The organism is Brevundimonas sp. FV1ye7S (assembly GCF_058680995.1).
Map to the genome: position 1 here is coordinate 584,125 of NZ_CM178726.1, position 14,382 is coordinate 598,506.

A 14,382-nucleotide genomic window follows, 5' to 3' on the forward strand; every position below is an offset into this window, starting at 1 on the left:
GCCCCGTCAGGCGGCCTTCTTGCGCGAGGCCGGCTTCTTCTTCGCCGGCGCCTTGGCGGTCTTCTTCGCCGCCGGCTTGGTCCCGCCCGCCGCGCCCTTCAGGCTGTTGCGCAGGGCCTCCATCAGATCGATCACATTGGTGTCGTCGGGTTCGGGCGCCTCGATCACGTCCTTGCCGCCCTTCTGCTTGGCCTGGATCATCTCGCGCAGGGCGTCGTCGTAGCGGTCCTTGAAGGTGGTCGGATCGAAGTCGGTCTGTTTCTGGGCGATGATCCGGCTGGCGATATCGACCATGTCCTTGTCGGGCTTCACCGCCGGGATGTCGTCGAAATAGTCGTCGGCGTCGCGCACCTCGTCATGCGCCCGCAGCGAATAGGCCACCAGCCCCTTGCCCCGCACCTCCAGCGCCAGCTGGCGCTCACGACCCCGCAGAACCAGGGTTCCGATGGCGATCTTGCCGGCGGCCTTCATGGCGTTGCGGATGACGGCGAAGGCCTCGGCCCCGACGCCCTTCTCGGGGACCACATAGAAGGGATCATCCCAGTACAGACGATCGATCTCGTCCTCGTCCACGAAGCTGTCGATGCAGATGGTCCGGGTCGTCTCCAGCTTGACCTTGTCGAAGTCGGCGTCGTCGAACAGGACATATTCGTCCTTGGACACCTCATAGCCCTTGACCAGGTCCGAGCGTTCGATGGGGCCGGTGTCCGGGTCGGTGGCGACCATGCGGATGCGGTTGTTGGTGTCCGGATTGATCAGGTGGAAACTGACATGGGCGCTGGACGAGGTGGCGGTGTAGAGGGCGACCGGGCAGGTCACCAGCGACAGTTTCAGATGTCCCTGCCAGGTGGGGCGTGCGGCCATGGTCGTCTCCCTGTGTCGTTTCGTTGGGCCTAACGCCGCACGGTCGCTACAGTTTCCCGGCCAGGGCGGCCCGGACGCGATCTTGCTAGGGGGCGGACCAGCCCTGGACCCTGACGACGGCCGTGCGGGGGTTCGCGTCGAAACGAAAATAGGCCTTGGCCTCGCCGTGGCCGGGCACATAGTCCAACGTCGCCGTGGCGGTCTGATCGCCCAGCACCGCCTCGATTTTCACGGCTGCGGCGGTCTCGTCTCCGTCGTTCGTCACCTGGACCATGGCGACATGGCCCGCCGCCGTGGCCTCGATCTCGACGATGCGAGCCCTGAGCATGGGCGGCGCGCTGGGCTGCAAACCCTCCCAGACCATGATGCTGATGGCCGCAACCGTCACGGCTCCGCCCAGGGCGGCCATGCCCCACTGCAACACGGGTCGCTTCGGGTGGGTCGAATTCGCGTTCATGGCTCAGACCAACAGGCGGGCCGCAGCCGCGCCGATGGAGGCTGGAAAGCCCAGGACGATCATGATGTGCAGAACGCCGCCGAGCGCGTGTCCGTCCGTTCGGCCAAAGACGAACAGGACAAACAGACTGACCCCCAGGGCGACCGCGTAGCCGGGCAGGGTGAAATACAGGAAGGCCTCGACGGGGCGATCCGCTTCTTCCTGTCCCGCGAAACCGGCCTTGAAGACGATCAGGTGCAGCAGCAGGACGGACAGGGCGATCAGGCCCAGCGCATGGACGGTGGTGGTCTTGTAGGCGATCAGGATCATCTCTTCGGTCGGCGCGACATTGAGGGCGAAGAACAAGGCCCCTGCCGCCATCAGGAACAGTTCGCCGACATAGGAGGCCTGCGCCTCCTTCGTATCGCCCTTTCCGTCGCCACTGAGTTGCTTGCGGGCCAGGAGGGCGCCCATGGCGCCCGGCAGGGCCTGGAGCGTGACCATGCCCAGGGCTTCGCGCGGCGATGCGTTCCAGTCCGCCACGCCGAACAGGATCAAAAGCACCGAGGCGGTGATGAAACCAACCGCCAGGGCGACGGCCGTGTCCAGCAGGTCGTTGCGCAGCCCCCGCCGGTCTGAAAAACCGGCGTAGTGGGCCAGGCCGTAAAGCAGCGGCAGTCCGGCGCCGACGAACAGCAGCAGTCGCCACCGGTCCATCGCTGTCCCCGCCTCCCACATCTCCATCGTCATCAGCAGGGGAATGCTGAACACGAGGGCCCCGGCGAACGCCCGTCCGAGGTCCCGGAGGTAGTGGCGCTCGAGACCGGGATTGATGAGGGCGGCGAGGATCATCGGACGGTCAACGCAGGGTCCGGACGGCGAGCCTGCCCTGGCGGTGGTTGGGGATGACCACGGCGCGGCCGTCGATATGCCGGATCGAAAGATCGACCAGGGCGTCGCCGACCTTCAACCCGGTGATCTTCAACCGTTCAAGCCCCGTGGGCAGGAAGGGGTCCGCAATGTCTATGGTTCCGGTCCAGGCGTCGATGGACAGACCCAGCGAGGCCTGAAGCATCAGGAAGACCGATCCCGCCGCCCAGGCCTGGGGCAGACAGGCCACCGGATAGGCGATGGGCGGTTCGCCCGGCTCACGCGGGAAGCCGCAGAACAGTTCCGGCAGGCGCAGATGGAAATGGGCGGCGGCGGCGTAGATTTCGGCCAGGATCTGGGCGACCGCCTCGCGCTCTCCGTAATTGGCCATGCCGGCGGCGGCCATGGCGGTGTCGTGCGGCCAGACCGAACCGTTGTGATAGCTCATCGGATTGAACCGGGCCTGGCCCAGCTCCAGGGTGCGGATGCCCCAGCCGGTGCGGAACTCGGTCGACAACAGGCGTTTCGTCACCCGTCGCGCCCGCTCGACCGACGGCAGGCCGGTGAACAGCAGATGCCCGGCGTTCGAGGCGATGGCGCGGCACTGTTCCCCGTCGCCGTCCAGGGCGACGGCGTAGAAGCCCTCGTCCTCCATCCAGTACTTGTCCTCGACCAGGGCGCGGACCTGTTCGGCCCGGTCACGCCATTCGGGGGCGCGATCGTCGCCTAGCCGTTCGCCCAGATCGCCCAGGGCGCGCCAGGCGGCGAAGGCGTAACCCTGGACCTCCAGCAGGGCGATGGGGCCCTTGGGGAAACGGCCGTCGGCGTGGAAGATGGCGTCCTCGGAATCCTTCCAGCCCTGGTTCGACAGGCCGGTCTCGGCCCCGCGCTGATAGTCGATCAGCCCGTCGTCATTGCTGTCGCCATAGTCGCGCATCCAGTCGGCGGCGGCGATCAGGTTCGGCCACAGCGCGCGGATCAGATCCAGGTCGCCGGTGCGGCTGGCGTAGGCGCCGGCCAGGGCGATGAACAGGCAGGTCGTATCGACGCCGCCGTAATAGAGGCCGAACGGCACCTCGTGCAGGGCGCTCATCTCGCCACCGCGCGTCTCGTGCATGATCTTGCCGGGCTGGCTGTCCTGGAACAGCGAGGTCTCGGTCGCCTGGCGCGAGGCCAGATAGGTCAGCACCCCCTTGGCCAGGGACGGGTCCAGCCACAACATCTGCCAGGCGGCGATGATGCCGTCGCGACCGAACGGGGTCGAGAACCAGGGCGTGCCGGCATAGGGATAGGGGCCGGTCGGCAGGTCGGTGGTCAACAGGGCCATGTCCGCGCGCGACTGGTCCAGCCAGTCATTGAACCGCGGGCTGCGCGGCCCCCGCACCGAGGCGCCGCGCCGACGTTTGGCGCGCATGGCCAGACGGGCCTGGACGGCGTTCTCGCGCCAGCGCCGCGCGTCCGGGGTCTCGCAGGAATCGACGCCGCACTCGATGAACAGGTCCATGGACCGCCCCTTGGGCAGGCTGAACATGAACTCGGCGCGCTGGTGAGTCAGGCGGGCCGGCGGCTCGGAAAAGGCCAGGCAGCTGGAGCGTTCGACCTTGTCCAGGCCGACATAGCGGAAGGTTACGCGACGGCCGTCGGTGGTCGGGGTGTGGACGGTCCCGCGTTTGGCCCGGTGCGTGCCGCGCACCTGGAAGATGTCGTGGAAATCCGCGCCGAAGTCGAAGGCCAGCGGCAGCAGGATGTCTTCGATCCCGTGATTGACCATCCGGATGCGTTCGAACATTCGCCGCCCCCACAGGAAGCGGCGCCGTTCGATGTGCAGCACCCCGGCCGGCGCCGAACGCCCGCCCATCGGGGGCAGGGGGCGGTTGGTGGTGTGGCAGGAGAAGAAGACATTGTCCTGACTGACGCCGGAAGACAGTCGCGACGGCTTCAGCAGCCCGACCGTCATGGTCCAGCGCGACAGGACGCGGGTGTCTCCTGCGAACAGGCCGTCGGCTCCGCCCCTCATGTCGCCCCACCCGTCGGCGACCAGGAAGGTGTCACCTTCCTTGAGCGCCATCAACTGTTCGAGACCGGAAGCCTCGACGGAATCGCCCGCCGTCAGCTGGGTGGTGTAGGCGTCGTCCATACAGTCTCTTCCCCGTCCGTTCGTGAGGCTTGTCCCGAACCTATCCTGCCCGAATGCGGCCTTGAGGAGCCGCTTGCAGGATCAAATGGCGCAGACGGCGGAGGGTTCACCTCCGCCGCCCTGTTTCCTCGGAAATCAGTGGAGCGCTTTCAGGCGAGGGCGGCGAAACTGCGATCTTCTCCAAGCGGCCGCAGCGGCTTCATCGCGTCGTTGGAGGCGGCCTCGGCGAAGGGACGGCGCGCCAGAAGGTCGCCGTAGACGTCCAGATAGCGGCGCGCCATTGCCGTGGCCGAGAAGCGCAGGTCGAACCGCGCCCGCACGGTTTCGCGGTCCAGCAGATGCGCCCGGCCGGCGGCTGAGACGGCCTGTTCCAGGGTGTCCACCAGGAAGCCGGTCGCCCCGTCCTCGATGATCTCGGGCGTCGAGCCGCAGCGGAAGGCGACGACGGGCGTGCCGCAGGCCATGGCCTCGATCATCACCAGGCCGAAGGGTTCGGGCCAGTCGATGGGGAACAGCAGGGCGTCGGCTCCGCCCAGGAAGGCGGACTTCTGATGGTCGCCGATCTCGCCGATGAATTCGATCAGGGGATTGCCCTCGATCAGCGGGCGGATGGTCTCTTCCCAGTACCGCTTGTCCGCGGCGTCCACCTTGGCGGCCATCTTCAGGCGCTTGCCCAGTCGGGTCGCGATCTCGATGGCGCGGTCCGGCCGCTTCTCGGGCGAGATGCGGCCCAGGAAGGCCAGATAGCCCTCGGACTTCGGCGAGAACAGATACTGCTCACCCGGCATGCCGTGGTGGACCGTGGCCGTCCAGTTGGCGAACTGGAGCGGTTTGCGCTGGTCGTCCGATATCGAAATCAGGCCGAACTCGCTCCACCGCGCATAGACGCCGGGCAGATCCTTCATGTCCAGACGCCCGTGCAGGGTGGTCACGGTCTTGTCTGCATAGGGCCGGAACAGCGGAAAATGGATCATGTCGGTGTGGAAGTGGATGACGTCGAACTCGTCCACCCGGTCCAGCACTTCGCCCAGCATGGACAGGTGGGCGGCGAGGTCGGATTTCAGGGGCGCGGGGTCCAGGCGGATGGCCTGGTCGCGCACCGGCACCAGTCGCGCCTTGGTCTGGGCGTCGGCGCTGGCGAACAGGGTGACGTCGTGGCCCAGGTCCACAAGGGCGTCGGTCAGATGCGCCACGACGCGCTCGGTTCCGCCGTAGAGCTTCGGAGGAACGGCCTCGTAAAGCGGGGTGACCTGCGCGATCTTCATGATGTTTGCTCCGACCCGTTCAGCCGGGCCGAACACATCAATGTTCCGAGAAGGTTCCAGTTCCTTTCCTGGATGGAAATTCTTCAGAGGTTCCGGTGGCTTATGATCAGGAGGCGGGCCTGGTTATGTACGAATTCGCTCAGTTGCGCCGCCTGTCCGCGCGGCCATCCAGATCCAATCCCCATCTGCGGGTTTCGTCACCGGCAGCGCGCCTTTATAGCGGGGGCGCGACGGCCTTTCGTGTCGCTGGCGGCGGCTCTGCGAAGCGTCCCCCTCGGCGATGAACCGTAAAGCGGCTCGCGTGTTGATTACGCCGCCCCCAAGGTCGGGAGGCAGGAAAGGTATGCGATTGACTGGATCAGGATCCGACGGCGCGCATCGCCCTGATCGGGGCCCTGATCGGGTCAGCCTGGACGCCGAGCGGATCGAGGCGGAGGTCCTGGGGCTCGACGACAGCACCGATCCCTTCGTCAATGCGGTCCGCGCGACCCGCATGCCCATGGTCATCACCAATCCGCGCCGGCCCGACAATCCGGTCGTGTTTGCGAACGAGGCCTTCTGCCGGCTGACCGGCTACGCCCGCGAGGAAATCCTCGGACGCAACTGCCGCTTCCTGCAGGGGCCGGAGACCGATCCCGAAGCGGTCAGCCGCATTCGCGCCGCCGTCGATGCGGTCCGGCCGATCGAGATCGACATCCGCAATCACCGCAAGGACGGCGCGCCGTTCTGGAACCGCCTGCTGATGGCGCCGGTGTTCGACGGGAACGGCGTGCTGGCCTATTTCTTCGCCAGCCAGGTCGATGTCACGATCGAGCGCGAGCGGCTCGCAGGACTTCAGACGGACAAGGCTGCGCTGAAGGCCGAACTGGATGCGCGCGAGCGCGTGGATCATGAGCGGGATCGCGAACTGGATCTGGCCATGCGGGCCGGCGGGCTGGGGGCCTGGAGCGTCGATGTCCGAACCCGGACCCTGATGGCCTCCGACGCCTACAAGACCCTGATGGGCTGGCCTGTCGAGACGCCCTTCACCTACGAAGACCGCCAGAAGATGATCCATCCCGACGACCGGGAGGCGGTGCGCGCGCAGAGCGATGCGACGATCCAGGACGGCGCGGACTATCATATCACCCACCGCGTCATCACGCCCTTGGGCGGCGTGCGCTGGATGGAGGCCCGGGGGATACTGGTGTCGGACGCCGAGGGCGCTCCGCTGCGCATCTCGGGGGTCACGACCGACATCACCGATCGGGTGCGGTCCGAACGCCTGAGTTCGGCGATGGTGGAGCTGTCGGACGTCCTGCGCGATCTCGAGGATCCCGAGGACATCACCTATGCCGCCGCCGAAATCCTGGGGCGGACCCTCGAGGTCAGCCGCGCCGGCTTCGGCATTGTGGACCAGGACGGGGAAACCATCACCATAAGCCGCGACTGGAACGCGCCGGGCGTCGAGACCATCGCGGGCGTCCTGAGCTTCCGGGACTATGGTTCCTACGTCGAGGATCTGAAGCGCGGCGACACCGTCGCCTTCGCCGACGCGCGCGAGGATCCGCGCACACGCGAGACTGCGGCCGTGCTGGAAACCCTCGCCGCCCGCGCCGTTATCAACATGCCCCTGACGGAACAGGGGGGGATGGTCGCCCTGGCCTATCTGAACCACGCCTCCGTGCGCGCCTGGCAGGAGGACGAGATCCGGTTCCTCCGGGACGTCGGCGAACGCACCCTGGCGGCGCGGGAGCGTCGTCGGGCCGAGCGGCATCTCGCCAGTCTTGCGGCGTCGCTGGAGCGGACGGTGGAGCAGCGCACCGCCGAACTGATGGCCAGCGAGGCCGCGCTTCGCCAGTCGCAGAAAATGGAGGCCGTCGGCCAGCTGACCGGCGGCATAGCCCACGACTTCAACAACCTGCTGACCGGCGTCAGCGGCAGTCTGGAGATCGTGGCCAAGCGTCTGGCCGAGGGGCGCGCCTCCGAGGTAGGACGGTTCATCGCGGCGGCCCAGGCGGCCGCCCAGCGGGCGACAGCCCTGACCCATCGCCTCCTGGCCTTTTCACGGCGTCAGACGCTGGAGCCCAAGGCCACGGACGTCGAGACCCTGGCGCGCGGCATGGAGGATCTGATCCGACAGACCATGGGCCCGGCCATTCGGCTGGAAACCCGATATGAGGCCGTGACATGGCCGGTGCTGGTCGATCCGGGACAGCTGGAGAATGCGCTTCTCAACCTGTGCATCAACGCCCGCGACGCCATGCCCGACGGAGGGCGGCTGACCATAGAGACGGACAATGTCGTGCTGGATCGCGAGGAGGCGGGGGACTTCGGCCTGCCCAGCGGAGACTATGTCCGCCTCAGCGTCACCGATACCGGCGTCGGCATGAACGAGGAGGTCATCGCCCGGGCCTTCGATCCCTTCTTCACCACCAAGCCGATCGGTCAGGGCACGGGCCTGGGGCTGTCGATGATCTATGGCTTCGTCCAGCAGTCCGGCGGCCAGGTCCGGATTCGGTCCGCGCCGGGGCAGGGCGCCGCCATCGGCCTGTATCTGCCGCGCCACCACGGCCAGGTCGAACTCGGTCAGACCGTCGACGAACCCGCGCCGTCGGGCGCGCCGCGACGGCGCTACACCGTGCTGATCGTCGATGACGAGGCCACGATCCGCATGCTGGTGTCGGAAGGCCTGTCCGAACTCGGCTATGACTTCATCGAAGCCGAGGACGCGCGGGCGGGACTGGCGGTCCTGGGTTCGGGGCGGGTGATCGATCTCCTGATCACCGACGTCGGCTTGCCGGGCGGGATGAACGGCCGCCAGCTCGCGGACGCCGCGCGGGCGCGGCAGCCGGGGCTCAAGGTGTTGTTCATCACCGGCTATGCCGAGACGTCGGTCCTCAGCGGAGGCGATCTGGAGGCCGGCATGCGGATCCTGACCAAGCCGTTCGAACTGAAGCAACTGGCGCAGCGCGTGGAGACGATCCTCTCGGAGGACTGACCCGCGCGGGACGCGGCATGGTCCCTTGCGTCAGAATTCTTCCCATTCGTTCGCCGGGGCCGAAGTCGCCAGGGCGGCTGAACCGACCTGACGGAAGGCGCGTGCCGGGGCGCGGGGTGCGGGACGTTCCACCCGGCTTTCCGTCTGCTCCGTTCTCCGGCCGCCGTCCTGCGTGACCCGGAACCGGGTGACCAGAGACGCCAGCCTTTGCCCTTCCTGGGTCAGATTGTGGCTGGCGGCCGTCGACTCCTCGACCATGGCCGCGTTCTGTTGCGTGACCTGGTCCATCTGATTCACCGCCGTATTGACCTGGTGAAGGGCGGTCGATTGCTCCTGGGTGGAGGCTGTGATCTCGACCATCAGTTGGTCGATCTCCATCACGCGGCTGACGATGGAAGACAGGGCGTCGCCCGTCTCGCCGACCAGATCGACCCCGGACTTCACCTGGACCGAGGAGGCGGTGATCAGGGACTTGATCTCCTTGGCCGCGTCCGCAGAACGCTGGGCCAGGGCGCGCACTTCCGAAGCGACGACCGCAAAGCCGCGACCGGCCTCCCCGGCGCGGGCGGCCTCGACGCCGGCGTTCAGGGCCAGAAGATTGGTCTGGAAGGCGATCTCGTCGATCACGCCGATGATCAGGCTGATCTTTTCGGCGGAGGTTTCGATCGCGCTCATGGCTTTGACGGCGCGTTCGACGATGTCCTTCGACTTTTCCGCGGCGACCCGCGAGGTCTCGACGACGGTCGCCGCCTGGGTCGCGCCCTCGGCGGTCTTCTTCACCGTGGCGGTTATCTGATCCAGGGCGGCCGCGGTTTCTTCCAGAGTGGCCGCCTGCTGCTCGGTGCGGCGAGACAGGTCGTCGGCGGCCTCGCTGATCTCTCCGGCGCCGGCCTGCATGGCTTCGGTATTGCCGGAAATCTCCGCCATGGCTGCGTCCAGTTGCGTCATGGCCGTATTGAAGTCGGCCTTCAGCCGGGCGTAGCTGCCGGGGAAATCCGCATGGATGCGGGTCGTCAGATCCCCCTCGGCCAGGGCGGTCAGGGCCTCGGCGGTGGCCTGAACGACCCGGGTCTGTTCGGCCTCGGCCAGGGCGCGTTTCTCGTCCGCCTCCCGCCGTCCGTCCTCGGCGGCCTCGAGGTAAAGCGAGATGACGAAATCCATGTCCAGCAGGGCCGCCTTGACCACGCTGGCCAGGGCGGCGCCCAGGGCGTCGCCTTTGTCCTTGCGGCCGAACAGGCTGCGCTTTCCGGCATCCGCCTTGACGATGGCCTTGATCAGCCCCTCCAGCACCAGGGCGTAGCCGCCGATGTACCAGCGCGGCTCCAGGCCGATCCGGGCGTGGGTCCGGCCGATTCGTCGGACGCCCTCGACATAGTCAGGGGTGAAGTCCCCCGATGCGATCAGGGACCAGTGTTTGGCCTGGGCGCTCTTGGCCCCGGAGATATGGGTCTCGCTGTTGAAGAAATGCGCGACATCGGGCGTCGCGCGCACCTGATCGTAGAAGGCGTCGAGGGTCTGGGACAGGGCGGCCTCAACGACCGGACGCGTGTCGGCCAAAGCGGCGCGCGCCTCATCATCCAGCTTCAGGAACGCAAGCCGTTCCTGAAGATCCATATTTTCCGACATCTTGGTACTCCAGACCTGGGAGCACAGTCTTGCATTAACCCTAAGCCATGGTTGAACATTGTTGGGGGTTGGAACAGTTCCGCGCTGCAACAACAACCCCTGCGGGACGCTTAGGCAGCCTTTGATTTTGCGGATCGGGCGAGGGTTTCAGCTATGACGTCGAGGAGCGGGTTTACGACCCGCAGGGCTTCGGCGGCCTGGGGCGTGAGGGCTTCGGCGAGCCGGCCGTAATCCGCCCGCCGACGGTCCAGTCGTCGGCCGCCCGCCGCCGTCAGCGCCAGCATTGTCACGCGCCGATCGGTCGGGTGCGGCCTCCGGCTGACCAGATCACCTTTGACGAGTGTGTCGACCAGGCGCGAGACCGTGCCCGCCGGCAGGCTGACCGACTCGGCCAGAGCGCATTGCCGCAACCCTCGACGTCCGGCGGCCTCGACGATCTGCAGCGCCTGAACAGCCGGTCCGGCCAGGTCGTCGTCGCTCAGAAGACGATCAAGCATCTGGTCCATCTGCTGGATTCGGGCGTCCAGACCGATCAGTGCGACTGCGTTCTCATCGACCGTCGTCAAACGTTCCGCTGTGATGATTCCACGATGGCCCATGGATTTGTTCTAATCCTGCTGATCCAACTTTCAATAGGACTGAAAGTCCCTATTGCGGCGCACGCTCTGAGATTGAATGGCGCTCCCACGAATACCGAAGATTTCTGAAAATCTGTGTGTTCAGATCGTCGTGTGATCGAGCCTTGCACGGGGTTTGATACGATCAACCGCGATGTCGATTGGCCTCTAGACTGTCGCATCCGTATTCATCCGCGTTGACGAACTGAGCGCGGACTCTGTCCCAGTCGTCAGTTTCGGCGACGCCCGGGTTCAACTTGGGGCGTTTGCGCGCCCCGGACGCGTCGCCTTGCGTGGAAAGGTCGTGGACATTGGCGTTCAGTGTGAACGCGAAGCCCGCGCCCCCAAGCGCGCTCGGGAGAAGCTCTATCACTCCGCCATGCGCCTCTACGATCGTGCGGCAGATCGAGAGGCCCAATCCCATTCCGCCGGACTTGCTGCTGACGAGGGGATCGAAAAGCTTGCCGGCCATGTCCGCCGGCACGCCGGGACCGTTGTCGCTGACGAGAATCTGATAGCCCTGCGGCGTCTGCCGTCCTGAGATCTCCACCCTGCGCGGGACGCCGTTCGGGGGCGCCTCCATGGCGTTTCGGGCCAGATTGAGGATGACTTGCTGAAGCTGAACGCGGTCGCAGTAGGTGTAGGCGGCCGGGTTGATCCGGCAGGAGATTTCCGCCTTCGTTTCGCGGGCATGGCTGACGAGAATGGGCATGATCTCCTCGATCACCCCGGCGACCCGCTCGCGCGCCTGATAACGCTTCTCGTGGATCATCAATGCGCGAAGACGCAGGATGATGTCGGCCGCGCGTTTCACCTGGGCTCGCGCCGCCGCCATGAGTTCGGGGGCGTTCGCCGTGTTCGGACCTGGCTTTTTCACGGCCGTCTCTGCGGCGGCCAGATAGTTGATGGCCGCAGAGAGGGGCTGATTGACCTCGTGCGCCACCATGGAGGCCATTTCCCCCAACGAACTCAGTCGCCAGTTGTGAATGATCTGGAGCCTCACTTCCAGAAGTGCGGTTTCCGCCGTGACGGCGGTGGTCATGTCCTGAATGAAGAGAGTCACGAACTTGCCGTTGCGGGCTGAGAACCGCGCGGCCTGGACGTCGACGAAGGCGTGAACGCCGTCATGCCGCCGCGCCCGCCACAAGGGGTCCTCCCCGGCGTTTCGGGCGCGCGCATTGAGGTCTTCGACCCATGTCGGGGACTGCAGAGCCGCCCTGTCGAAACCCTCGATCAGATCGCTGATGGCCGCCGCGTTCGGCGGGGTCAGAGGGCGACCGAAGAACCGATCCGCCGTCGCGTTCGCGCAACAGACTAAACCCGCCTCGTCCAGCGCGATGATCGCCATGGGCGCATCCGACAATATGCTCTCAGCAAAGGCCTCCACTGGTCGTCTCCCACCCCGTTCGCCGTTGACGCCTCGCCTCTGTGGGGAGTTTCACGTCTCTTGTGGCGAATTTGACATAATTAAGTCTACTCAAATTGGCCAGGGAAAGCAAAAATAAGACCTTAGTATTAGCCTGAGCTGATGACTTGACAGTCAATAGCACTGCGACGGGCGTGGTTGTTATTATGTACAACCTGATTTCGATTATTAATGACTGTGTCCGGATTCGAACATTTCGGGTCCCGCAGCGGTGAGGCTGGGGTGGCGCCGTCAAGGGCTTTCATTTCGTCTTTGGGGCTGCAAGAGGCCGATCCTGCCTGCTATGACGGGGGCAATAGCAATAAGCACATAGGGAATCTCAGGTATGGTGCGCGACATTCGCCACTTCATCGACGGCGTGGCCTTCGATGGGGCCTCCGGCCGTTTCGGCGACGTCTTCGACCCCAATACGGGGCAGGTTCAGGCCCGCGTCCAACTGGCCACGACGGCCGAGGTCGATCGCGCCGTCCAGGCCGCTCAGAACGCCTTCGACGGCTGGGCCAGCACCAATCCCCAGCGCCGCGCCCGCGTCATGTTCGACTTCAAACGCCTGGTCGAGGCGCGGATGGACGAACTGGCCGAACTGCTGTCCAGCGAACACGGCAAGGTCATCGCCGACTCCAGGGGCGACATCCAGCGCGGGCTGGAGGTGATCGAGTTCGCCTGCGGCATCCCCCACGCGCTGAAGGGCGAATACACCCAAGGGGCCGGCCCCGGCATCGACGTCTATTCGATGCGCCAGCCGCTCGGCGTGGTGGCGGGCATCACGCCGTTCAACTTCCCCGGCATGATCCCGATGTGGATGTTCGGGGTGGCCATCGCGGTCGGCAACACCTTCGTGCTGAAGCCGTCGGAACGGGATCCGTCCCTGCCGGTACGTCTGGCCGAACTGATGCTGGAGGCCGGGGCGCCCAACGGCGTGCTGAACGTGGTGCATGGCGACAAGACGGCGGTCGACGCCATCCTGACCCATCCGCTGGTCCACGCCGTCAGCTTCGTCGGCTCGTCCGACATCGCCCACTATGTCTATCAGACCGGCGCCGCCAACCATAAGCGGGTCCAGGCCATGGGCGGGGCCAAGAACCACGGCATCGTCCTGCCCGACGCCGACATGGCCCAGGTGGTCAAGGACCTGACCGGGGCCGCCTTCGGCTCGGCTGGCGAACGGTGCATGGCCCTGCCGGTGGTCGTGCCGGTCGGCAAGAAGACCGCCGACGAACTGCGCGAGCGACTGGTCGCCGAAATCCCCAGCCTGAAGGTCGGCGTCTCCACCGATAGCGAGGCCCACTACGGTCCCGTCGTCACCCAGACCCACAAGGACCGCGTTCTGGGCTGGATCGAGAAGGGCGTGCAGGAAGGCGCCGAACTGGTCGTCGATGGCCGCGACTTCAGCCTGCAGGGGCACGAGAAGGGCTATTTCATCGGCCCGTCGCTGTTCGACCATGTGAAGCCCGAGATGTCCTCCTATCAGGAGGAGATCTTCGGGCCCGTGCTGCAGATCGTCCGCGCCGAGACCTTCGAGGAGGCGCTGGCCCTGCCGTCGAACCACCAGTACGGCAACGGCGTCGCCATCTTCACCCAGAACGGCCGTGCGGCCCGCGACTTCGCCGCCCGGGTCAATGTCGGCATGGTCGGCATCAACGTGCCCATCCCGGTGCCGGTCGCCTATCACACCTTCGGCGGCTGGAAGCGTTCGGCCTTCGGCGACATCAACCAGCACGGCATGGAGGGCGTCCGCTTCTGGACCAAGACCAAGACCGTGACGGCGCGGTGGCCCGACAGCGCGCTGGAGCATTCGGACAACTCGTTCGTCATTCCGACGATGCGCTGACGCAGATGATCGCCACGGTGCTTAAACGAGATTGGTGGCTTCTCGCGCTGAATGCTTTGGCGATGGTCGTTTACAGTTGGGCAGATTCACCAGGGATATATGAAGCCGCCGCGCGCTCATTCGACGTGGAATACGCCTTGTTGGGCTATCTGAGAGTCAGGTCTGTTCTGCCGTTCTTGGTTCTTGTTGGCCTGATCGACGTGGTGTGGATTGCTCTTCACCTACGTCGAATCCGTCGAGGCGAATCCCAGGCATTTGCTGTCAGTTTACTCGCCCTCAGCGGCGGCTGGATCGCCACTTACGTCATCAACCGAATCCTTGGCTAGACGA

The 14,382-nt window shown here is 65.9% G+C and carries 11 protein-coding genes; 3 read left to right on the plus strand and 8 right to left on the minus strand.

The window, feature by feature from the left end; translation table 11 throughout:
* Positions 1–6: 6 nt before the first annotated feature.
* From ku to ACW18C_RS02755, 5 genes are all read right to left on the minus strand, one after another.
* Positions 7–864 (minus strand): non-homologous end joining protein Ku, encoded by an 858-nt coding sequence (ku, locus tag ACW18C_RS02735; RefSeq protein WP_492072685.1) that lies wholly within the window; start codon positions 862–864, stop codon positions 7–9.
* A gap of 85 nt (positions 865–949) precedes the next feature.
* Positions 950–1,321 (minus strand): hypothetical protein, encoded by a 372-nt coding sequence (locus ACW18C_RS02740; protein WP_492072686.1) that lies wholly within the window; start codon positions 1,319–1,321, stop codon positions 950–952.
* A 3-nt stretch (positions 1,322–1,324) separates the two neighbouring features.
* On the minus strand, positions 1,325–2,152 hold the full coding sequence (locus ACW18C_RS02745) for a TIGR02587 family membrane protein (protein WP_492072688.1): 828 nt from the start codon (positions 2,150–2,152) through the stop codon (positions 1,325–1,327).
* A gap of 7 nt (positions 2,153–2,159) precedes the next feature.
* A complete protein-coding gene (locus tag ACW18C_RS02750) occupies positions 2,160–4,307 on the minus strand; it encodes an amylo-alpha-1,6-glucosidase (RefSeq protein ID WP_492072690.1) in 2,148 nt (715 codons plus the stop codon).
* Between the two features lie 149 nt (positions 4,308–4,456).
* The gene (locus tag ACW18C_RS02755) at positions 4,457–5,572 is read right to left on the minus strand and encodes a glycosyltransferase family 4 protein (protein ID WP_492072692.1); all 1,116 of its coding nucleotides are present in this window, start codon (positions 5,570–5,572) and stop codon (positions 4,457–4,459) included.
* 343 nt (positions 5,573–5,915) lie between these two features.
* On the opposite strand from ACW18C_RS02755, the gene ACW18C_RS02760 reads away from it, so the two are divergent.
* Complete coding sequence (locus ACW18C_RS02760) at positions 5,916–8,552, plus strand: PAS domain-containing protein (RefSeq protein WP_492072693.1); 2,637 nt, start codon at positions 5,916–5,918, stop codon at positions 8,550–8,552.
* A gap of 30 nt (positions 8,553–8,582) precedes the next feature.
* Here ACW18C_RS02760 and ACW18C_RS02765 read toward each other — a convergent pair whose 3' ends face one another.
* From ACW18C_RS02765 to ACW18C_RS02775, 3 genes are all read right to left on the minus strand, one after another.
* Positions 8,583–10,178, minus strand: coding sequence for a methyl-accepting chemotaxis protein (locus ACW18C_RS02765; protein ID WP_492072694.1), 1,596 nt, complete (start codon positions 10,176–10,178; stop codon positions 8,583–8,585).
* Positions 10,179–10,288: 110 nt separating this feature from the next.
* Positions 10,289–10,684: a MarR family winged helix-turn-helix transcriptional regulator gene (locus tag ACW18C_RS02770; RefSeq protein WP_492072696.1), complete on the minus strand. Its 396-nt coding sequence runs from the start codon at positions 10,682–10,684 to the stop codon at positions 10,289–10,291.
* A gap of 256 nt (positions 10,685–10,940) precedes the next feature.
* The gene (locus tag ACW18C_RS02775) at positions 10,941–12,143 is read right to left on the minus strand and encodes a sensor histidine kinase (protein ID WP_492072698.1); all 1,203 of its coding nucleotides are present in this window, start codon (positions 12,141–12,143) and stop codon (positions 10,941–10,943) included.
* Positions 12,144–12,546: 403 nt separating this feature from the next.
* Here ACW18C_RS02775 and ACW18C_RS02780 point away from each other — a divergent pair, with 403 nt between their 5' ends.
* Positions 12,547–14,052 carry a CoA-acylating methylmalonate-semialdehyde dehydrogenase gene (locus ACW18C_RS02780; protein ID WP_492072699.1) on the plus strand — a complete coding sequence of 502 codons (1,506 nt, stop codon included), beginning with the start codon at positions 12,547–12,549 and terminating at the stop codon, positions 14,050–14,052.
* A 5-nt stretch (positions 14,053–14,057) separates the two neighbouring features.
* The gene (locus ACW18C_RS02785; RefSeq protein ID WP_492072700.1) at positions 14,058–14,378 is read left to right on the plus strand and encodes a hypothetical protein; all 321 of its coding nucleotides are present in this window, start codon (positions 14,058–14,060) and stop codon (positions 14,376–14,378) included.
* Positions 14,379–14,382 lie beyond the last annotated feature (4 nt).

Bases quoted from the DNA above. Each gene is read 5' to 3' on its own strand.
- ACW18C_RS02785 (WP_492072700.1), top strand. From the start codon at position 14,058: ATGATCGCCACGGTGCTTAAACGAGATTGGTGGCTTCTCGCGCTGAAT.
- ACW18C_RS02755 (WP_492072692.1), bottom strand. From the start codon at position 5,572: ATGAAGATCGCGCAGGTCACCCCGCTTTACGAGGCCGTTCCTCCGAAG.
- ku (WP_492072685.1), bottom strand. From the start codon at position 864: ATGGCCGCACGCCCCACCTGGCAGGGACATCTGAAACTGTCGCTGGTG.
- ACW18C_RS02780 (WP_492072699.1), top strand. From the start codon at position 12,547: ATGGTGCGCGACATTCGCCACTTCATCGACGGCGTGGCCTTCGATGGG.
- ACW18C_RS02740 (WP_492072686.1), bottom strand. From the start codon at position 1,321: ATGAACGCGAATTCGACCCACCCGAAGCGACCCGTGTTGCAGTGGGGC.
- ACW18C_RS02760 (WP_492072693.1), top strand. From the start codon at position 5,916: ATGCGATTGACTGGATCAGGATCCGACGGCGCGCATCGCCCTGATCGG.
- ACW18C_RS02775 (WP_492072698.1), bottom strand. From the start codon at position 12,143: ATGGCGATCATCGCGCTGGACGAGGCGGGTTTAGTCTGTTGCGCGAAC.
- ACW18C_RS02770 (WP_492072696.1), bottom strand. From the start codon at position 10,684: ATGGACCAGATGCTTGATCGTCTTCTGAGCGACGACGACCTGGCCGGA.
- ACW18C_RS02750 (WP_492072690.1), bottom strand. From the start codon at position 4,307: ATGGACGACGCCTACACCACCCAGCTGACGGCGGGCGATTCCGTCGAG.
- ACW18C_RS02765 (WP_492072694.1), bottom strand. From the start codon at position 10,178: ATGTCGGAAAATATGGATCTTCAGGAACGGCTTGCGTTCCTGAAGCTG.
- ACW18C_RS02745 (WP_492072688.1), bottom strand. From the start codon at position 2,152: ATGATCCTCGCCGCCCTCATCAATCCCGGTCTCGAGCGCCACTACCTC.